A 20,844-nucleotide genomic window follows, 5' to 3' on the forward strand; every position below is an offset into this window, starting at 1 on the left:
ACATTGAAGTTTGCTCTATTAATTGCTATACAAGCACAGGAACTAATGTAATATGCCATTTATTGCATGGCCTCTTTCTGTAATTCTCTTGCCCCATCCCCAATCTCGGCAACATAAAATGTCGCTTCGTAACCGATGGTGTCTCTATATTTTTGTCCAACGTTACTAATAAATTGATCCGTATATTCTTTCTCAACGATCACAATCGCACAACCACCAAACCCTGCACCTGTCATACGTGCTCCTATAACCCCTTCTTGTTTCCAAGCTGATTCAACCAATGTATCTAGTTCTCGTCCTGTCACTTCATAATCATCACGTAAAGAACAATGAGATTCATTCATCAATCTTCCAAATTCTTTTATATTATTTTCTTTTAACTCTTTTACAGATTGCAATGTTCGACAGTTTTCATACACAACATGTTTAGCCCGTTTTCTTAAGCTATCTTCCTTAATTACATGCTTATATTGTTCAAACATTTTTTCAGTTAGTTCTCCTAAGGAGCTTATATCAATTACCTCTTGCAATTTTGCAAGTGCCTGTTCACATTCCATTCTTCTCTCATTATACTTAGAAGCAGTAAGCTCTCGACGCTTGTTCGTATTCATAATAATGATATTGTAGTTATCCAACTGCAATGGCGCATACGTAAAATTCAGTGTTTGACAATTCAACAACATCCCATATCTTGCTTTTCCCATCCCAATAGCAAATTGATCCATAATGCCACTATTTACACCGATAAAATAATTCTCCACCTTTTTACCAATTTTAACTAATTCTATACGATCTAATTCAAATTGGAATAATCCTTCCATCGTTACTCCTGTTACAAGCTCAATAGAGGCAGATGATGACAATCCCGCACCATTTGGAATATTTCCATAAAACATAATGTTAATTCCTGAATCAATGCTATATCCAGCTTCTATGAGATAACGAATCATACCTTTTGGATAATTCGCCCAATCATGTTCTTGCTTATAATCTAATTCTTGTAAAGAAAATGAAATAACACCCTTTTCGGGGAAGTTCAATGAATAGGCACATATTAACGCATCATCTCGTTTACTTGCTAACGCATAAGTGCCGAAAGTAATGGCACATGGAAACACATTTCCTCCGTTATAATCAGTATGTTCTCCAATCAAATTAATCCGACCAGGAGCAAAGAAAGTACGATACTCCTCTTGGTGAAATATTTTCTTAAAACTCTCCATTAACTGGTTATGTATCATCTAAGATCCTCCTCATGCTATTTATCCCGCATTAACGGGCAGTAAGACCCCCACCTCAAATTTCAGCAAGAGCAAAGAAGTTAAGTCGGGAATCAACTGCCCGTAAAAGCCCGATTGGTGAGGGCTAATAATCATTGGGGGATGAATAACCTCCCCAATGATTAAAGTTTCACTTTATACTGAATTTCCTTTATCCCATACACAACTCGGCTTCTAAATCTGGTTTACTGCCCATTAAACTATGAAATCTATAATGCCCACTATCCCCCATCTTCGCACGAGTTGTTTTCCTTCCTAACTTCGAGTTCATTCCACTAAAAAATAAAGTCATATTATCTTTTTACTAAAAAAATTCAAAAAAGTCAAAATATTTTTAGTGAAAAACATTGTCATATCGCTATATATTTTAGTAAAAAATACTACACCTTTTTACTTCATATTTTAAACTGGACTGAAAAATATACATAGGAGACCACGAAAGAAAATCTAACTAAAAACCACGCTCTCTGTTTTTCAGAAAAACGATCATTTAACTGCTAATCCATTATCTAATTTTATTAATGATGCTGGAGTGATTAAAGAGGCTTATTTTTATTCGATTAAAGTGAAAACAAAGTATATTTTCTTAATTTAATTTGACAGTAAAAGTTAAATATGATGATTCAAGCCATCATAATTGGTTTAATCGCGCAGAAAACCCTCTAAATTTTTATTTATTAACTCCTCTAAGATGTTCTTTAAACTATAAAAAGCTGCCTTTTCACAGGCAGCTTTTTCATCTATTAACCAAATACTTTCTCAAGATCATCTTTATCTTGGCTTAACCAGAAATTCATTAAGCGTTTTGCTCCTTCTAAATCATGAAGCCTCGCTTGACCACACTGCGTTTCGTTTGCAGCTGGAATTTCTGTAATTTGAACCGCATCTTTTAATGTAAGTTCTAATAAATCAATGACTTCACGAACAGTTGGTGTCCCGCTTACAACAAGATAATATCCTGTTTGGCAACCCATTGGTGAAATATCGATAATGTCAAAATGCGGATAACGATCAATATATTTACGTAAATTAAACGCTAATAAATGTTCTAACGTATGAATAACATCTGGCTTCATCGCTTGTTTATTCGGTTGGCAAAAACGAATATCGAATTTATTAACAATACCGTCACTACCTACTTTATGAACACCACAATGTCTTACATAAGGTGCCTTTACAATCGTATGATCTAATTCAAAGCTTTCTACTGATGGCATAAAACATCTCTCCCGCTTTAATTTTAATTCCGTTATATCCAATATGATATAACGGAAATTCGAATTAGTAAAGTATTATGTATAGCCCGTGCTATAATACTAGAAGAATATGCTGGAAAGGAGACCGTTATGAAACAGATTTTTATCGGAATCATACGCTTTTATCAAAAATTTATTTCTCCGATGACACCACCTACATGTCGCTTTTATCCAACATGCTCCCATTATGGATTAGAGGCGTTTCAAAAACACGGTGCTTTCAAAGGTTTTTGGCTCACACTAAAACGTATTTTAAAATGTCACCCTTTTCATCCAGGAGGATTTGACCCCGTCCCGGACAAAAAAGAAAAAAGAAATTAAGCTTCGTAGCCATTCACAACAAGATCTAATTTTCCTGTATCAGGATGAATAACAAGACCGTGGACAGGCACTTCTGCTGGAAGTAATGGATGGTTACGAAGTACAGAAACGCTATGTTCTACACTTTCTTCTACGCTAGAGAATCCTTGTAAGAATCTCTCTAAATCGATTCCAGAATAACGAAGTGTATCTAATTTCTCTTCTGTCACGCCGCGCTCTCTCATTTTTTCAATTGTGCTGCTCGCCTGTATTTTTGCCATACCACAATCATGGTGACCAACAACACATACTTCATCTGCGCCAAGCTCATATACAGCAACTAAAATACTACGCATAATACTTCCAAATGGATGGGAAATAACAGCGCCCGCTACTTTAATAATTTTCACATCACCATTACGCATATTCATTGCTTTTGGTAATAATTCAACGAGACGTGTATCCATACAAGAAATGATTACCATTTTTTTATTCGGGAATTTTCCTGCCTCATACTCTTCATATTTTTTCTCTTCAACGAATTTTTCATTATACTGCAAAATCTCTTCTAATGACTTCATAGTAAATAGCCCCTCTTTTCTTTCATTTAAACTACATACTAAGTGTACCAAAATCAAAAAAATACCAAAAGGATATTACTTTATTGCAAATATATAATTTTTCAGACAATCGACATAATTTCTTCATAATATACACACAGCTCTGTAACAACTCTCCCATACTTTACTCACGTTTCCACTATAAACTAAATGTAGATAATGTTAAAAAGGAGTGAATCTTTATTATGTCCGACGTTCTGTTACTGAGTCGTTTTCAATTTGCAATTACTATTTTTTATCACTTTTTGTTTGTACCTTTGACAATCGGACTTGTTATTTTAGTAGCGTGTATGGAAACACAATATGCACGTACATTAAATCCCACTTATCGAAAAATGGCGAATTTCTGGGGTAAGCTATTTACGATTAACTTCGTAATGGGGATTATAACCGGTATTACGATGGAGTTCCAATTTGGGACAAACTGGTCTGAGTACTCAAAATATATGGGGGATATTTTCGGATCACCACTCGCAATCGAAGCACTTGTTGCTTTCTTCTTAGAATCTACTTTCATGGGAATTTGGTTATTCGGTAAAGATAAAATCTCACCAAAGTTCCGTGCTTTTTGTATGTGGATGGTTGCACTTGGAACAAATATTTCCGCGCTTTGGATTATTACAGCAAACGGATTTATGCAAAACCCTGTTGGCTACGTGGTGCGTAATGGCCGCGCTGAGTTAAATGATTTCTGGGCACTTGTTACAAATCCATATGCATGGCATATGTTCTTCCATACAGTTGTTGGCTGTTATATTGTTGGTTCTTTCTTCGTTATGGCAATCAGTGCCTATCATTTATTACGTAAAAACGATGTGGAGTTCTTTAAAAAATCATTTAAATTTGGTTTAGTTTTAGGATTATTTGCAGCAACTGCAACACCTTTCATCGGTCACCAATCTGGTGCTTTCGCTGCAAAAATGCAACCTGCAAAAGGGGCTGCAATGGAAGCAGTTTGGGAAACTGGTAAAGGTCAAGGCTTCTCAATCATCCAAATTCCCGATGTGAAGAATGAGAAGAACTTTGAATTATTAACAATTCCAAAACTCGGCAGCTTCTTCTATACAAACTCATTTGATGGAGAAATTGTCGGTTTGAAAGATATCCCGAAAGAAGATCGTCCGAACGTAAACCTTGTTTACTATAGCTTCCGTTTAATGGTTGCACTTGGCGTATTCTTCATGGCATTAACTTGGTTTGGTTTCTATTTAAACCGAAAAGGAAAACTAGAAAACTCAAAACGTTTCTTAAAAATTACAATGTGGTCTGTATTACTTCCATATGTTGCGATTAACGCTGGATGGATTGTTGCTGAAGCAGGTCGTCAACCATGGACAGTATATAAATTGATGCGCACAGCTGAATCTGTCTCACCAATTTCCGTTCCACAAATTTGGTTCTCGTTAATTAGTTTAGTATTGTTCTACACATTGCTTTTAATTGCCGATGTATATCTCATGCTGAAGTTCGCAAAAAAAGGACCTGCAGCATTAGAAGAGCCTACTCAGGGAGGTGCAGCTCATGTCTCATGATATGCTTGCAGTCATTTGGTTCGGTTTATGGGGCGTAATTTGGACAGTTTACTTTATTCTTGATGGTTATGCACTTGGTAACGGAATGATTTTCCCGTTCGTTACCAAGGACCGGAAGGAACGAAATCAAATGCAAGAAGCAATTGGCCCGTTCTGGGGTGGTAACGAAGTATGGTTAATTACAGCGGGCGGTGCAACCTTCGCCGCCTTCCCGATCACATATGCGAATATGTTTAGCTACTTATATACACCACTATTTTTAGTATTACTTGCTCTTTTTGCTCGTGCAGCAGGGCTTGAATTTATGCATAAAGATGACTCACCAATTTGGCAAAGCATTTGTAAATGGGCGTTTGCAATTGGTAGCTTTCTTATCGCCTTCTTATTCGGTGTTACATTTGCTAACCTTTACTACGGTCTGCAAATCGGAAAAGACGGCTACGAAGGAACATTACTCAGCTTATTAAACCATTACGGTATTTTAGGCGGGCTCTTCTTCACCGCAATCTTTGTCGTATCCGGTGCACTTTGGGTTATGATTAAAACAACTGGTGAAGTATCAGATCGTGCTTATAAAATTGCAAAGCCATTTTCAATGGCAGCTGCGATTATTCTTGCGATTTTCTATGTAGCTACTGCAAACCGTACAAACTTATTCCAAAACTTTACGGAATATCCTGTACTGTTCATTCTTCCGCTACTAGCAATGTTAATGAGTGTCTTAGCAATCATTATGGTTTACAAACATAAAATTGGTTTTGCATTTACATTTGTATGCTTAACAATTGCTATGTTTATGACAACCGGATTTGCAGGTATGTTCCCAAGAATGTTGCCATCACGTATTAACGATGCATATAGTACAACACTATACCAAGCAGCAGGCAGTGAACTAAACTTAAAAATCATGTTCTTCGTCGCAATGGTAATGGTACCAATCGTTATCGGATATCAATTATGGAGCTACACGATTTTCAAAGAAAAAATTCATAAAGACTCTGCAAAAGGATATCACTAGAATGAAAAAAGACGCTCGCTTAGGAGCGTCTTTTTTCATTTAAGGCTTATAGCGTAAATTGTATCCCTTGATCATTCACATCGTTATCATACACATCTGTAGCACTAATTCCATTAAAAGCTCTCACACTAAATCCTACATTAGACGATCCAGAACCGTTATATGCTTTCGTTTGTTCGATTGGATGTACATTATATTTATCACCTAAATTAATTGAACCATTACAGTTTTCAATAACTACACCATCAATAACAGCAGGCATCGTATCACTCACCTTCATTATGTTATTTTCAGTTTATGAAAAGAGCCTAAAAAAATAGCATGTTTACAGTAAAAAAGAAAAAGATATTCTACAACAATGTTTATAATGAATTATTTTTCAACTACGTTATTTATGAAATGTAATATATAATAAATGAGAAAATTATTCATATAAAAAAATTGAGGTGTTTACAAAATTGATGTTTTTTGGAAGTATTACGCTTATTTTACTCGTTATTTTTCTATTCTTTTATTTAAGAGATCCTCGAAGTTTATTAATCGGATTTCTATTTAATTTATTCTTTTGTTCATCCCTTATCCTTTTCCTCTATTTAGGTTTCAGCTCGAATTATGCGATATTTAGATTTATTGCAATTATACCATTTATAATCATTTTCTTAATGCTAACCTTTGGCGTATTTGCTTTAATGATTGGACTATTTCTCAATGCGAGAATTTTAATGAGAAAAGAAGGACGTCGTTTATCTAACTGCTTAACTTTAATTGCTGGAATGGGTATGTTGCTTATTATGCTGTCCTTAATAGTTGATCCAACTCGATTTTTCTCTCCTCACTTCCAGCCCATTTTTACAGGAATATTTTTCATTATGGTCTATTTCTTTTTCCATATATCGACTTTCTTAACCGCTTATTTCCTGTATCAATTTAATAGACCAAGACGTAATCAAGATTTCATTATTGTTCTTGGCAGTGGGTTAATCAATGATAAAGTGCCACCACTTTTAGCAAGCCGAATTAATAAGGCGATTGATTTTTACCATAAGCAAGCAGCGGTCGCTTCTCCGCCTACAATCATTTTTTCTGGTGGACAAGGTCCAGATGAAAATCTTCCTGAAGCTGAGGCTATGCAAAAATACGCTATTGAAAAAGGCATTCCTATCGAACATACAGTGCAAGAAAATCGTTCCGTCAATACGTATCAAAACATGCTTTTCTCAAAACAAATTATGGATTCTTTAAAAGATAGGTATAAGAGCATCTTTACAACGAACAATTTTCATCTTTTCCGTGCTGGACTATATGCAAAGCAAGCTGGATTAAACAGCCAAGGAATCGGCTCAAAAACTGCTTTCTATTACTGGCCAAATGCGATGATTCGGGAGTACATTGCGATCGTCGTTATGAGTCGTAAGCGTCATACTAAGGTCGTAGGAGTTATTTTAGGATTCTCTGTTTTCTTATCAGCCCTTAGCTTTTTATTTAGTTAATTTATGTTGGAAAAGCCATCCTTATGAAAGGATGGCTTTTTTGAAACTGATATTTTTATTACACTGTGCCGAATGGTCGATATATTGTAAAAATCGCCGATATATGAATCGTTTCCATCGATATATCTTAAAAATCGCCGATATGTGGACATGTTATACTTTCATTTCGTTTCCTCTTCTAGCCTTTTTAATTTCCATACAGTCCTAGGAACTGATCGATAATTGATTACATGCTAAAAAAGCATCAATTATCGGTGAACTTTCTTTACATGCTAAATGAATATGACGATATTGTTTCTGTTTTAATTTTTTCATTTCAATGTTTTTATGTGATTTAAAAAACAGCTCAGGCCCCATTGTAATTCCAATATTTTGCGAGACCATATTCACAATCGTTTCGCAATTTAGTACTTCTAATATAATGTTTGGACTTACTTGATAATCAGCTAAATTTTTTATCACTAATGGCTGATACGGACCTTTTGGCATAATAAAATCCATTCCATCAATTTGCTGAACATCCACTACTTTTTGATTCATCAACGAATGATTTTTCGGTAACCCTAATACAATTTCATCTTTGCTAACTGGGATTGATTTTATTTGATTCTTTGTATTTGATTCTAATACAAATCCAATATCCACTGTACCATTCTCAATCCATTCTGCTACTTCTCCATATGTACCTTCAAATAATAAAACCTTAACACCTGAGTAACTCTTTTTAAGCTGCAATAACATAGACGGTAGTATTTGTGCCGCCGCACTCGTAAATGCCCCGATTTTGAGCGTACCTTCCAATCTCTTATTTTGTATAGACACTTCTTGTTTAATCGCCGCTTCGCTCTTTAGCACATTTTGAATATGCGGAAAAATACGATTTGCAAACTCAGTTCTTCTTATTTCAGCCTGCTTATTTCTGTGTAATAAAGGATGACCAAACTCTTTTTCTAAACTAGCAATCGCATGACTCACAGCTGATTGTGTCATGTTTAATTGCTCTGCCGCTCTAGTAAAATTCCCTAACTCTACTACCTTTTGAAAAATTTCATATCTAGCTATCGTCATGAGTTTTGTTCATACCTCCTATGTAAAATATGAATTTCACTAATTTCATTATACTCGTTACGATAAAAATAGAACACTTCATCAAAAGGAGGACTCACATTGAATAAGATTTTTTTATTAACATTTGGGATGTTCGCACTAGGAGTAGATGCTTATATAATGGCAGGAATCTTGCCTCAAATCGCCGATGATTTTCATGTTTCAATCGGGACTGCTGGGCAAACCGTAAGTATCTTCACAATCTGTTATGCCATTGCGGCACCTTTATTTGCTACATGTATGAGAAAGACGAATACAAAACATACATTATTAGCAGCATTATTCCTTTTCACAGTCTCTAACTTCCTGACTGCTGTGACTCATCATTTTATTATTCTATTAATTTCTAGAGGCCTAGCTGGCATAGGTGCTGGTCTTTATTCACCATTGGCGTCATCTGCTGCTGTTACATTAGTTTCTGAAAAAAGAAGGGGGAGAGCTTTAAGCACTGTTTTACTCGGAATGAGTGCTGGAACCGTAATTGGCGTTCCATTTGGTATATATATCGCTTCCATTTATGAATGGCGCATGGCGATGTGGTTTATCGTCACAATTGGGGCAATCGGGATATTTGCTCTCTTTACTAAATTCCCTATGATAGAATCTAGTCCTTTGCCAACATTAAAAGAACGGCTAAGTATGTTCAAAAACAAAAAAATCTCTCTTGTCATGCTTATTACAATGATATTAAGCTTTTGTAGTCTGGGCTTGTATACATACTTAGATCCCATCATTATTGCATATGGATTCCAAAAATCTATCCTATTTATTTGGATGTGGGGAATCGGCGGAATTGCCGGAAGTTTTATAATCGGGTTTATAATGGATTTTTATAAAAAGCCAAAGATCATATTACTGTACTTAATGGGAATCATGTTTTTCTCATTTATATGTATGGGAGTTTTCCACGAAACTGCGTTATTGTTAGCCATCTGTTTAATTCTTTGGGGAAGTACAGGGTGGGCGGCACTGGCCACCCTGCAAAAAACACTCTTAGAAATTAGTCCAGATCACGCTACCATTTCAATTGCTTTACTTAGCTCTATTAATTATTTTTCTGGTTCCATTGGGACAATGACAAACGGAATATTTTTAGAAAAAGGAATAGAACCTATCACTTTGCCTTATATAATAGCTGGTATATTACTTTTAGCCATAGGAGGACAAATCCTTTTTATCGGTAAAAAAAATTGTAAAAGTACGTAAATCTCACTAAATCATTATTTAAAACAATAGGCCTCTATCTCCTTCTTTTAACACTCTATCCGAAAGAATGCTCCTTCCTCAAGCGTGTGTAGGACGATAGCCCGACGCTAGGTGGGAGTATTACTGCTCGCGAATAGCGGGATAAATAATTATATTTGTATCATAGTGCTCGAAAAAAAGCCCAAGAAGCATTTCCTTCACTTCTTGAGCTTTTTTATGTTTATCTTCTCTTCGTAATCTTCCCAGATCCGCCAACCCGTGTTTTAGGGGGAGACGTATTCTTCGGCGGACTTTTAATCGAAGATTTCGGCTTCACATCTGAACCACTAGAACCGCCCGGTGATTTAATAATCTTTCCTTTATTCTCAGTAGACGGTGGTACAGTTTTCGTCTCTTTTTCTGTAATACTTCCTTTATCGCCTACGGATGTCTTTGGATCTACTTTATCACTTCTCTTAATAATAGAACCCTTACCTTGCTTTGTAATAGGCGGTGGTGTCTTCTTCTCTTCTTTTGTAGGCGGTCTTTCTGGAATAACCGGTTTATGATTTTTCCGATCTGTATATCCACGGTAATCGCCATGATACGATTTACGCGAATCAAATATATCGTCTAATATACTTGCTAAAATATAACCTTGTAAGAAAGATGGCTGATAATTTTGACGGACAAACTCTTTGTTACTTATCTCAACTAATGTATCCGATGGTTTCTCTTTGTCTTTCTGAATGTTGTATATTTTATCAGAATACACAAGGAACATCTGATTTTCATCTTCTTTAGACGCTTGTTTTGGTTCCTTTTCATCAATCAGCTCCTTTGCCACCTCTGGAACTGATCGATTGGCGGCCCTATACACATATGATTCTTGCTTGCCGTCTTTTGCAACTGATTCTAATGGGTAACGATCTTGAATCGATTTTTCATTTTGACACCCCGATAAAGCAAAACCAGCAATTACAAGTAACGTAACAATGGCAAAGATAGGGATTATGAATGATTTAATCATGGTAAACAATCGGTTTGACATGATTACCTCCCCCTTACGTTGCCCTTATAATTTGTACATCAGCAGAAAGAATCGATTCTCCCTCATACATCATTGTACGGCCATCTTGCCACTCAATGCGAAGTAGCTTCCGGTTGTCAGATTGGAACTCCCATACGTGTTGTTCATCAGATATTGCAAATGGCGTTTTCCCCATCACAACAACACGTCCGTTATATTGCTCTTCCATATGATACTCGATATCATCCATTTCAATCGTTGTTGGAATCTCATCTATAGAATCTAAACGACCATCAATTGGTGCATATAGTTTATAATAGGTGCTTTCACGATTTTCAATTTTTAAATAGCGAATGGTCTTTCCGTCCTGCAATGTTAAAATAATTTCATTCCGAGAATGCATACTTGTTTTTCCAATCATTTCGTACATCACTAATGAAACTTCGATCATATCACCAGGCGTTAACGTTAATAGGCTTTTTTCTGGCTTAACGGGCTCCGGACTTTTCATTATATTTTTAATTCGTTTGAATAAACTCATAATCTATCCCCTCCTTTTCTCGTTATAGACAAGCTGCTAAGATGAGGGCCCCGACAACATGTAACGAACCAGCTAATAAAGCGTGTGCAACATTCCCTTGTTTCGTTCCCCCTTCTAAATCTAAACCAGCCACTTTTTTCAAAATGAGTTCGATAAACATTTCTACAACTAACAAAATAACGAATGAAACTGCCGATGCAAGCAGCGCTTGCCATAAATCATTTGCTTTCGTAATCGACTGTGACAAAATATATCCTTGCGCAAATAACTTCATAATAAAGCGCGTTGTCACAGCAATATTCCCTTTTTTAATTTCTGCCAAATCATTATATTTTGTAAAGATAGAATCAACCCACATAAGTACAAATAAAAGAACAGCGCTTGCTCCTGTCCATACAAGCATGGCTAACACATTCATCCATGTCATGGTGAAACCTCCTCTAGAGAATAATAGAAAACCGACATGATTGATTTTCATGACATGTCGGTTCCTTTATCTTCTATATATCCATTTTGATTTTCCAACACATAAACCGCGGCTATGAAAACAAAAACAGGTCTCCTCTTTTTGTTTTCACGCGGCATGGGGCGAAAAAGGGCACTGACCGCTCCTCTCTCCAACCTAAAAAGAAAAGTTTTTCATTTTTATATTATTTCTCATACTGTTTCATAATACGTGCTAGTTCATCATCCACAGCTGAGTTTTTATTTAAAGCCGCAAATTCATCATCTAACGACTTTTCTTTTTTATAAATTTCACCGCTTGCTTCTGCTTCAGCCTCTAATTGAAGAGCTTTTTCTTCCATACGGCTTAAACCAGCTTTTGCTGTATTTGCATCAAATCCAGACATTGCTTGATTAATATTCTTTTGTGCTTTCGCTGCGTTCACACGCGCCACAAGTGTTTCACGTTTATTTCTCAGTTCAGTTAATTGTTTGCGCATTTCTTCCAATTTCGCACGAAGATTATCAGCTGCTGCTTTATTTTGCTCATAGCTCGCTTTGTATTCATTCATCTTTTGCTCTGCATTTTGTTTTTCTTCTAAAGCACGGCGCGCAAGATCAATATTATTTGCTTGAACAGCCATATGTGCTTGTTCTTCACGTTTCTTTACAAGTGCTTCTTGTTCTTCAAACAATAATTTAAACTTTTTCTCAAGCGCAATTTGAGCTGCTACACTCTTCTCAGCTTCTTGTACATCCTCTTGCATATCGCGTAAATATTGATCCGTCATCTTAACTGGATCTTCTGCCTTTTCAATTAATGCATACACATTTGACATCGTTAAATCTCTCAATCGTTTAAAAACAGACATTTAAACTCCTCCTATAAACTGCTTCATATTTCAAATTCAATACCTGGAAAACTAAAAATTCTTCCTCTACAGTAAGAATATTCATTTTTAAAGCCTATGTGTACATTATATCAAAACTAAGATGTCCTTACATGTTATTTCTTGAATATGCAAACTATAATATGACATTCCCTTCTCAACATTGACCTCATGTCAAATCCTTTGATATCCTCAAAATCAATTATTCAAACTACTATAAATAAAGAAGTCAGAACAAAAAGGCACATCTGATTGATATACAATCAATTCGAAGCAATTCCCAACACCCTGAGGACTATCTAAAATAATAATGACTCATACTAAAAATAGATATAGATGCTTAGATGAAATGAGTGATATGTATATACCGATGGAACAAGGGGTTAGAGAGTATTTAGTTACAGGTTCCTATCTTGTAGTTATTGTTTCTTTAATACTTCTAATATATTGGTTCATTAAGTACAAAGAAAAAAATATCATCTGGTTTATTGCACACTTCTTAACCCTTTCTTTAAGTTTATTCCTCCTGATACCCCTCCTAATTGGACCTAACTTTTCTAACTACAATATGGCATCAGAAGAAAATTCACTTCAATTAGCCTTATCAGGAATCACTTGGGTAGTAAGTATTCTTTTCCTGTTAAAAGGAATTTCGGAGTTTATTAAATAAAACGTTCGTAATACAAATAACATCTAATCAAAAAAGGTTATGTGCTGTTTTTAGTTGCCATTTCTCACATTTTTAACTCTTTTCACTAAATTACATCATTGTAATGTTACTGTAAGCTAACTCGATAGGTAGAAGGGCGTTATTCTTATAAAATGAAATCAGAAGTCGAGGTTAAAACCAAAAACACTTTTGCTTCTCTAAATTTTAAAAACAATACATTTGTATTTACTATTATATAAAAAGGAGACAGGAAAAATGAAAAAATTAGTAGGGATCGGGTTAGACGCATCACAACTTGTGAAAATTAAATAGCAAGTCATAAAGTGAAACTTTAGTCAGTGGGGGTTTTCTCCATCCCCCACTGATTATTAGCCCTCGCCAATCGAGCTTTTACGGACAGTTCATCTCCCACCTAACTTCTTTGCTTTCGCTGAATTTTGAGGTGGGAGTGATACTGTCCGTTAATGCGGGATAAAAAAAGCTTTGCGAAATCCGCAAAGCTTTTTTCTACTTATTAACGACTTGCTCCATATCAGGACTACAACTATTTGACTGACATGATTTATTTAAGGAACATGCTGCGCATTTCCCTTTTTTACTTCTCTTCACGAAATTGAATAATGTATATCCTGCATAACCAAAAATGATAGCTCCAATTACAATATTGACCATCATTATGATACATCTCCTTCTAGAATCCGAGTAAGGATCCGACTTGGTATATAACGAATGTTAATACATAAGCCACTATAAGTGGATAAACAACAGAGAAAATTGTCCACTTGACAGATCCTGTTTCACGACGAATAACAGCTACTGTCGCCAAACATGGAACATATAATAAAATGAAGAACATAAATGCATATGCTGATAATGCAGTATAGTGCGCTCCCATTACATTTCCTAATACATCTTCTTTCACCGCATAAATAATGGCCATTGTAGAAACAACAACTTCTTTTGCTAAAAATCCTGTTAATAATGATGCCGCTGCTTGCCACGTTCCAAAACCGAGCGGTACTAAAATTGGTGCCACGAACCCACCAATCATTGCTAAGAAACTATCTCCCATATCTACGCCAAATCCAGATGGACCAGCATAGTTGAGTAACCAGATAACAACAGATCCACCAAAGATAAATGTACCAGCTTTACGTACGAAACCTTTTCCTTTTTCCCACGTACTAAGCCACAATGTTTTTGCTTGTGGTACACGATAAGGCGGAAGCTCAATAACGAAAATAGATTTTTCTTCTTTTAAAACAGTAAGAGACATTACTTTTGTAACGAGTAAAGCAAGTACAATACCTGCAATGTATAAAGAGAACACAACAGTCGCTTGACTATTCGGGAAAAAGACTCCCGCAAATAATGCATATACAGGTAAACGCGCTGAACAAGACATAAATGGTGTTACTAAAACGGTAAGTAATCTTTCTTTTTCCTGCTCAATCGTTCTCGCTGCCATAATCCCAGGAACGTTACAACCAAAACCGATAATCATAGGAATAAATGCTTTTCCGTTTAAACCAAAGAATTCCATAATACGGTCCATTACAACTGCAATGCGGGCCATATACCCTGAGTCTTCTAATAACGAAATAAAGAAGAACAATGCAAAAATTTGTGGAACGAATACTAATACCGCACCAACGCCGGCAATAATCCCCTCTGTAACGAGCGCTTGAATAAACTCAGAGGCACCAATGTTTGTTAAACCTGCCGTTACCCAATCCGTAAACTGCCCACCAAGAAATTCATCAAGCATATCTGATAAAGGCGTACCGATCCACGTAAACGTAACCTGAAAAATAAAAAACATAACTGCTAAAAAGATTGGAAGTCCTAAAATTTTATGTGTAATTAACTTATCAATTTTTTCTGAAAAGGGAATCTTTCCTTCCTTTTCATGCTGAATGACATTTGTTTTTAACTTTTCAATATACGCTGCACGTGTCCGGTAAATATGCTGTTCTAGCGTACTATCAAGTTTCGCTTCTAATTTAGAACGAATTGCTACAAACTTTTCATAAACAGGCAATCTTTTAACTTCTTGTTCTACTACTTCGTTATTACTTAAAAATTGAAGTGTAAGCCATCTAGGATGCTCATAATTTGCTTGAGTTAAAAGATCCATGATTTCTTCAATACCTGCATCTACTTCTTTACCATAAGAAAGAATGAAAGACTTTTTCTCTTTCTTCTCGTTCTCATGAAGAGTAGCCAGTAATTCTTCACAACCTTTACCACTTCTCGCAACAACAGGAACGACCGTTACTCCTAATATTTCTGACAATCTGTTCGCATTAATAACAATTCCGCGTTGCTTCGCAACATCAATCATATTTAAACCGATAGAAACTGGTTTACCAAACTCTAGTAGTTGCAATGTTAAATGCATATTGCGCTCAAATTGAGAAGAGTCAACAATATTTAGCATATGATGAAATTCTTCTGTTAGTAGAAACTTTGTAACGACACCTTCATCACGAGAAACAGGATTTAAATCATATATACCTGGTAAATCAATTAATGTCCCTTGCTTCCCCTTTAACTTACCAACCTTCTTTTCTACTGTTACTCCGCTCCAGTTTCCTACATATTCATAAGAACCCGTCAGCGCATTAAATAATGATGTTTTCCCTGTATTCGGGTTCCCTAGCAATGCAACCTTATTCACGCTAATTCCACCTTTATCATTTTCGCGTCACAATGACGAATACTAATTAATTGTCCACGGCACTCTAATGTACACGGCCCTTTAAACATCGCTTTTTGTTTCATACGAAGTTCACTTCCTTCTGAAAGACCAAAAGCAGCTAATCTCCGCTTTAATAATTTATCTAACGTTTGTAAATTTTTAACTAATACTTTTTCACCTATTTTAATATCAACTAAGCTCATAATCTTCCCCCTCGAAAGAGAATGATAATTATTTTCAAGAAAATTATATCACATTCTATGAATCAAGTACTATATATTTTTTCTTCCTATTTATTAACATTTCGGGAGAATTATATATATCCATGTTGATTTGCTGGCATATAAGTCGCTGCTATGAAAACAAAAGGAGATCTCCACTCGTTTTCTCCTTTTGCTTTCACTTGGCGTGGAGCAGGAAGAGGGTCTGACCGCTTCTATCCATGGCCGAATCCTCTCTTCCACCTAGAAAGAAGGTTTTTATGCCGTTTCAATTTGTATTTATATATTCATTTGCCATTCTCATCCATTTCAATTACAATAAACCTAACAAATAAAGAATCTCGTTATCACAGGGGGAGCTTTGCTGCTGAGAGGGAACACTTCGTTCCGACCCTTAGAACCTGTTAGTTAATGCTAACGTAGGAATTGTGCAAACGTTGAACTTGAAATACCTCATTCTTTTTCTACTTACGTATTTCATATCTCCCTATGATAAGTATTCTTTTTTGTGCAACTTGGATTTAGGGGGATTAACAACATGCGTAACACCAATTTACAAGCGATGATTGAATCTGCAATCCTTGCAGCCTTCGCCTTGATCATCGACATTTTACCATTATCAATTAAACTTCCAACAGGCGGTTCTGTTTCATTTGCAATGATTCCTATTTTTATTATCGCTTACCGCTGGGGCTTTAAAACTGCTTTCTTAGGAGGACTCATTTGGGGTCTACTACAAATTGTAGTCGGCGATGTTTACATTTTAACGCCAGTTCAAGCGTTTATTGAGTACTTCGTTGCATTTGCTTTTATCGGTTTTGCTGGTTTATTCTATCGTCCAATTCAAAAGGCACTTGCGAACAACCAACATACATCTAACGTACAATCCGACATTGGTAGCCGCAAAGATAAACCTTCATCAAAAAGCGGGCAAGGGAAAAAGGCGCTTTTTTATATTATCCTTGCTACATTTGTTGGTAGCTTTGCCCGTTATTTCTGTCACTTTATTGCTGGTGTTATCTTCTTTGGGAAGTACGCACCACCAGGACAGTCAGCTGTTCTTTATTCATTGATCGTGAATGGTAGTACAATGCTCGGTTCATTTGCATTATGCACAGTATTACTACTACTCCTTTTTTCAACTTCACCACGCTTATTTAAAAGTATTGGTGCGCATAATATGAATTTTAAAAATAAGAGTGCCTAAATGGCAGTCTTATTTTTTATCATTTTAACCGAGAAGATCCCCTCCTCTAAACGAAGTGAAGGTGGGGGTCTTACTGCCCGTTAATACGGGATAAAAACCAAAAGGCCTTTCTCTACTGAGAAAGACCTTTTTCATTCTGTGTATTTAGACAAATCCTACTACACTTTTTTATTTAAATAGAAGTAAAACAACACACCATCTGCTGTATTATTTACACCATACTCTACGCCATGAAGTTCCAAAATATTTTTGGAAATAGCAAGTCCGAGTCCCGTTCCACCGTTTGAACGTTGACGAGCTGTATCTATACGGTAAAAACGGTCCCATATTTTATCTAATTGTTCTTCTTCAATATGAGTGCCTTTATTTTCTATACAAATCTTTATTTGATTTAGCTCATCTATTGTAGAAATAATAATATCCTCTTTTTCAGGTGTATAACGGATTGCATTCGTAATGAAATTGACAATTACTTGCTCAATGCGATGTTGATTTGCAACAACTTGAGCTGGAGATATGTGTTTGTGAATATGAAGTTGTTTCTTCTCTATTTCTAATGATAGTTGTCCACATATATGCTCAATGACCTCATCAATATGAAAAGTATCCATCTGCATTTTATACGTGCCAGATTCAAATTTAGCTAACTCCAGCATGTCCAAAATTAACATATCCATCTTATCCACTTCTTTTTCCATTGCCTGAAAATAATATTCTTTCTTATGTTCGGCTACCCCATCTTTTAGAATCGAAATACAGCTTTTCATAATACTTAGCGGTGTTTTCAATTCATGTGAGACACCTGAAATAAATTCTTTTCTCGTATTTTCTAGCTTTCTTTCTTTTTCAATATCTTGTTCTAATTGTTCAATATGTGTGTGCAATGTATTTGATAATATATTAATGTTGTTAGATAAATCGCCAATCTCATCTTTTGAAGTAATTGGGATTCTTTCCGAAAAATCTAAATGTGCAATTTTTTTCGTTGTATCATTAATTCGTAATAGCGGTTTTGCAATTTGTTTTGAGTAATAAAAAGATGCCAACAAGGTAAGTACTAGCACAAATGCAATAATATATACATAATAATCCTTTACCATTTGTACTGCTTCATCTACGGGCTGCAAGGACGCCATCGCGAATATATATGTTAAAGAGCCATCCTTTTCCTTTATCGGTTTGATTAATAATTTATATTTTATATCATTTTTTTCATAGTCATTTATTCTTAAGGCATCATTGTTATCTTTATTTTCATTTAACAGTAAGTCCGCTTGAAATTCTTTTATACTCTCCAAGAACAAAGTGTTTTTATAAAGTGGATTCACTATCCCTTTACTATCAGGTAGTTGCACTTTTGTAACGGTTCCCCCAAAACCAGTACTAGGAACTTGAGCAGCACTTTTCTTTTCCTCTTTCACCTTAGGAGCTATTTCATTTATTTTCTTATCTAATGGCTTGTTGGACCAATTTATACTACCCTTACTTAAATTTAATACAGCAGGAACAAATGTAGAATCTCTAACCATTCCATAAACTGAAATTTGCAACCCTGAAAAATACGGCATTTTTTCATTTTCAACCTCTTCTATCCCTATAAGATAATAGAGAGGGATTGTAAGGTTTGTTTTTCCAAGTTCCTTCTGCGATAGCCGATCCAGCTTTACTTCTAAATAAAAATCAGTCGCATGTTTTAAATTCCCATCACTATCTAATGCTGTAATCCATGTATTATTTTCTCTATAAAAATCTTGTTCCAGTTTCTGAATTGCTTCTGTGTTACCATCACTATTCAAATACTCTCTCTCAAAGGAACTTATATTTGTTTTAATATCACTAACTTTTCTGTTGGCATAATATTGTTTAAAAAATATCGTTTGTCCAATAAAAATCGTCGCTAAAATCAACATGCATAGTGCTGTTGTAAGAATAAATAATTTGAGTACAATCCCTTTGCTCATACATTCCCCTCAAATTTATACCCCATCCGAACAACAGTCGTAATGTACTTTGCTTTATCTCCTAATTTATTTCGTAAATTACGGATATGACTATTCACTGTCCGGTCATCACCAGCAAATTCATATCCCCAAATTCTTGAAATCAATTGCTCTCTTGTCAAAACAATCCCTTGATTCTGCATAAAATAGGTCAATATCTCAAACTCTGTATGTGTTAAATTAATGTCCACTCCCTCTATCGTAACGATACGTGATGGGAAATGAACACAAATTCCATGAATAGATAGCGTATCATCTTCATTACTTGGAGATTTACTTGTAAGTATTCGACTTTCAAGTAATCGCTTTGCCCTCGCTAGTAAAATAGGCGGACTATATGGCTTCGTTACATAATCATCCGCTCCTAACTCAAATCCAAGTAACGTATCATCTTCATCCACACGTGCCGTGAGCATAATAATCGGCACTTGAGACGTTTTACGGATTCTTCGGCAAACAGACCAACCATCCAATTCCGGTAACATGATATCAAGAATAACTAAATGAACCTCTTCTTCTTCAAACAAGGATAAAGCTTCTTTCCCATCTCTTGCCTCAAGTACTTTATATTGTTCATTTAGAAAATAATCTTTCAATATTTCGCGTAAAATATCTTCATCCTCAACAATTAAAATTGTTTTTGTCATATTCCCTTCCCCCTTCTCTCATTCTAAATAGCTAAAGACAGAGTACTATACTCTCATTTTGAATCAGTAGCAATCAATTTCGCTTCAATAATATATCGATCTGGTGCATCACCTATATAATCAAATGGATAGCACGTCGTCAGCGTTAATGTTGGTTCTTCTTTCTTTACTATGACTGTGCGATCATCCGCATGTGTAATCCACATTTTTTGAATTTCATAAGTATAAATCTTATTATCGTATTCCACAATGAGGTTATCTTTTTCTTTAAGCTCTCCTAGCTCTGTAAATACAGTATCGCGATGTCCACTCAGTACAGTGTGTCCTCCTTCAGATGGAGCTGTTGTCATATCACTAACAAACATACCTACCCCTTTTTTCAATGTGGTATCACTTGCCCCCCAATATATAGAGAACTTCTTCTTTATTTTTGGGATATTTAACATCGCTACTTTCTCTCCTTCTTTATATTGCATTTGAGAAGAAGGTACTTGAGAATTCACAGATGTTTCAGTGGAATGCCCTTTTAATTCTATTTTTTCAAAATGCTTTATCTCTTCTGTCGTTAAATCTTGTGCGGAACTTTTTCCTTTATACCATTCAAAAAAATAATACGTCCCCATAAGAATACCGACTATCATGAAAGCAAATCCAATACGATTTATAAGTCTCACTTTAATCCCTCCATGCAAAAAATGGTAGGGA

At 35.5% G+C, this 20,844-nt stretch carries 22 protein-coding genes and 1 riboswitch; of the genes, 7 read left to right on the plus strand and 15 right to left on the minus strand.

What is annotated here, in order from left to right; all coding sequences use genetic code 11:
• Positions 1 to 59: 59 nt before the first annotated feature.
• Entirely contained in the window at positions 60 to 1,241 is a 1,182-nt protein-coding gene (locus ORL93_RS15320) for a galactokinase (protein ID WP_097795707.1), read from the minus strand.
• A gap of 782 nt (positions 1,242 to 2,023) precedes the next feature.
• Entirely contained in the window at positions 2,024 to 2,497 is a 474-nt protein-coding gene (luxS, locus tag ORL93_RS15325; RefSeq protein WP_097795706.1) for an S-ribosylhomocysteine lyase LuxS, read from the minus strand.
• 129 nt (positions 2,498 to 2,626) lie between these two features.
• On the opposite strand from luxS, the gene yidD reads away from it, so the two are divergent.
• Entirely contained in the window at positions 2,627 to 2,857 is a 231-nt protein-coding gene (yidD, locus tag ORL93_RS15330) for a membrane protein insertion efficiency factor YidD (RefSeq protein WP_018764610.1), read from the plus strand.
• Here yidD and ORL93_RS15335 read toward each other — a convergent pair.
• Positions 2,854 to 3,417 carry a beta-class carbonic anhydrase gene (locus ORL93_RS15335; protein ID WP_003201390.1) on the minus strand — a complete coding sequence of 188 codons (564 nt, stop codon included), beginning with the start codon at positions 3,415 to 3,417 and terminating at the stop codon, positions 2,854 to 2,856. The two genes, yidD and ORL93_RS15335, sit on opposite strands and share 4 nt — an antisense overlap.
• 224 nt (positions 3,418 to 3,641) lie before the next feature.
• On the opposite strand from ORL93_RS15335, the gene cydA reads away from it, so the two are divergent.
• Positions 3,642 to 4,988 carry a cytochrome ubiquinol oxidase subunit I gene (gene cydA / locus ORL93_RS15340; RefSeq protein ID WP_033799188.1) on the plus strand — a complete coding sequence of 449 codons (1,347 nt, stop codon included), beginning with the start codon at positions 3,642 to 3,644 and terminating at the stop codon, positions 4,986 to 4,988.
• Positions 4,978 to 6,006: a cytochrome d ubiquinol oxidase subunit II gene (gene cydB / locus ORL93_RS15345; RefSeq protein ID WP_018764612.1), complete on the plus strand. Its 1,029-nt coding sequence runs from the start codon at positions 4,978 to 4,980 to the stop codon at positions 6,004 to 6,006. Before cydA ends, cydB begins: the two co-directional genes overlap by 11 nt.
• A gap of 46 nt (positions 6,007 to 6,052) precedes the next feature.
• Here cydB and ORL93_RS15350 read toward each other — a convergent pair whose 3' ends face one another.
• Positions 6,053 to 6,286 (minus strand): spore germination protein, encoded by a 234-nt coding sequence (locus ORL93_RS15350; protein WP_003201384.1) that lies wholly within the window; start codon positions 6,284 to 6,286, stop codon positions 6,053 to 6,055.
• A gap of 181 nt (positions 6,287 to 6,467) precedes the next feature.
• On the opposite strand from ORL93_RS15350, the gene ORL93_RS15355 reads away from it, so the two are divergent.
• The gene (locus ORL93_RS15355) at positions 6,468 to 7,496 is read left to right on the plus strand and encodes a YdcF family protein (protein WP_006096346.1); all 1,029 of its coding nucleotides are present in this window, start codon (positions 6,468 to 6,470) and stop codon (positions 7,494 to 7,496) included.
• A gap of 204 nt (positions 7,497 to 7,700) precedes the next feature.
• Here the strand turns inward: ORL93_RS15355 and ORL93_RS15360 are convergent, their stop codons facing one another.
• On the minus strand, positions 7,701 to 8,564 hold the full coding sequence (locus tag ORL93_RS15360; RefSeq protein WP_006096345.1) for a LysR family transcriptional regulator: 864 nt from the start codon (positions 8,562 to 8,564) through the stop codon (positions 7,701 to 7,703).
• 99 nt (positions 8,565 to 8,663) lie between these two features.
• Here ORL93_RS15360 and ORL93_RS15365 point away from each other — a divergent pair, with 99 nt between their 5' ends.
• Entirely contained in the window at positions 8,664 to 9,809 is a 1,146-nt protein-coding gene (locus ORL93_RS15365; protein WP_255299092.1) for an MFS transporter, read from the plus strand.
• Positions 9,810 to 10,029: 220 nt separating this feature from the next.
• On the opposite strand, the gene ORL93_RS15370 is transcribed toward ORL93_RS15365, so the two are convergent.
• From ORL93_RS15370 to ORL93_RS15385, 4 genes are all read right to left on the minus strand, one after another.
• Positions 10,030 to 10,839: a DUF4247 domain-containing protein gene (locus ORL93_RS15370; RefSeq protein WP_097795704.1), complete on the minus strand. Its 810-nt coding sequence runs from the start codon at positions 10,837 to 10,839 to the stop codon at positions 10,030 to 10,032.
• A 13-nt stretch (positions 10,840 to 10,852) separates the two neighbouring features.
• Positions 10,853 to 11,359, minus strand: coding sequence for a DUF4178 domain-containing protein (locus ORL93_RS15375; RefSeq protein ID WP_097795703.1), 507 nt, complete (start codon positions 11,357 to 11,359; stop codon positions 10,853 to 10,855).
• Between the two features lie 22 nt (positions 11,360 to 11,381).
• The gene (locus ORL93_RS15380) at positions 11,382 to 11,786 is read right to left on the minus strand and encodes a DUF350 domain-containing protein (RefSeq protein WP_003201367.1); all 405 of its coding nucleotides are present in this window, start codon (positions 11,784 to 11,786) and stop codon (positions 11,382 to 11,384) included.
• Between the two features lie 223 nt (positions 11,787 to 12,009).
• Positions 12,010 to 12,675 carry a PspA/IM30 family protein gene (locus tag ORL93_RS15385; protein WP_003201365.1) on the minus strand — a complete coding sequence of 222 codons (666 nt, stop codon included), beginning with the start codon at positions 12,673 to 12,675 and terminating at the stop codon, positions 12,010 to 12,012.
• 367 nt (positions 12,676 to 13,042) lie between these two features.
• Here ORL93_RS15385 and ORL93_RS15390 point away from each other — a divergent pair, with 367 nt between their 5' ends.
• Positions 13,043 to 13,363 carry a hypothetical protein gene (locus tag ORL93_RS15390; RefSeq protein ID WP_097795702.1) on the plus strand — a complete coding sequence of 107 codons (321 nt, stop codon included), beginning with the start codon at positions 13,043 to 13,045 and terminating at the stop codon, positions 13,361 to 13,363.
• Between the two features lie 507 nt (positions 13,364 to 13,870).
• On the opposite strand, the gene ORL93_RS15395 is transcribed toward ORL93_RS15390, so the two are convergent.
• The 3 genes from ORL93_RS15395 to ORL93_RS15405 are packed head-to-tail and all read right to left on the minus strand — an operon-like array spanning position 13,871 to position 16,267.
• A complete protein-coding gene (locus ORL93_RS15395) occupies positions 13,871 to 14,038 on the minus strand; it encodes a FeoB-associated Cys-rich membrane protein (RefSeq protein WP_003201403.1) in 168 nt (55 codons plus the stop codon).
• Positions 14,039 to 14,054: 16 nt separating this feature from the next.
• Entirely contained in the window at positions 14,055 to 16,043 is a 1,989-nt protein-coding gene (gene feoB / locus ORL93_RS15400) for a ferrous iron transport protein B (protein ID WP_097795700.1), read from the minus strand.
• Positions 16,040 to 16,267: a FeoA family protein gene (locus ORL93_RS15405; protein WP_003208854.1), complete on the minus strand. Its 228-nt coding sequence runs from the start codon at positions 16,265 to 16,267 to the stop codon at positions 16,040 to 16,042. Before ORL93_RS15405 ends, feoB begins: the two co-directional genes overlap by 4 nt.
• A 360-nt stretch (positions 16,268 to 16,627) precedes the next feature.
• A riboswitch (TPP riboswitch) is annotated at positions 16,628 to 16,729 on the plus strand.
• Positions 16,730 to 16,823: 94 nt separating this feature from the next.
• On the opposite strand from ORL93_RS15405, the gene thiT reads away from it, so the two are divergent.
• Positions 16,824 to 17,492: an energy-coupled thiamine transporter ThiT gene (gene thiT, locus ORL93_RS15410; RefSeq protein ID WP_097795699.1), complete on the plus strand. Its 669-nt coding sequence runs from the start codon at positions 16,824 to 16,826 to the stop codon at positions 17,490 to 17,492.
• 158 nt (positions 17,493 to 17,650) lie between these two features.
• Here thiT and ORL93_RS15415 read toward each other — a convergent pair whose 3' ends face one another.
• From ORL93_RS15415 to ORL93_RS15425, 3 genes are read right to left on the minus strand one after another with little or no spacing between them, the layout of a single operon-like run.
• Positions 17,651 to 19,453: a sensor histidine kinase gene (locus ORL93_RS15415; protein ID WP_097795698.1), complete on the minus strand. Its 1,803-nt coding sequence runs from the start codon at positions 19,451 to 19,453 to the stop codon at positions 17,651 to 17,653.
• Positions 19,450 to 20,139: a response regulator transcription factor gene (locus tag ORL93_RS15420; RefSeq protein WP_003201411.1), complete on the minus strand. Its 690-nt coding sequence runs from the start codon at positions 20,137 to 20,139 to the stop codon at positions 19,450 to 19,452. Before ORL93_RS15420 ends, ORL93_RS15415 begins: the two co-directional genes overlap by 4 nt.
• Positions 20,140 to 20,192: 53 nt before the next feature.
• On the minus strand, positions 20,193 to 20,813 hold the full coding sequence (locus tag ORL93_RS15425; protein WP_265959181.1) for a class D sortase: 621 nt from the start codon (positions 20,811 to 20,813) through the stop codon (positions 20,193 to 20,195).
• Positions 20,814 to 20,844 lie beyond the last annotated feature (31 nt).

It is taken from the genome of Bacillus sp. DHT2, assembly GCF_026241455.1.
Lineage (GTDB): Bacteria > Bacillota > Bacilli > Bacillales > Bacillaceae_G > Bacillus_A > Bacillus_A pseudomycoides.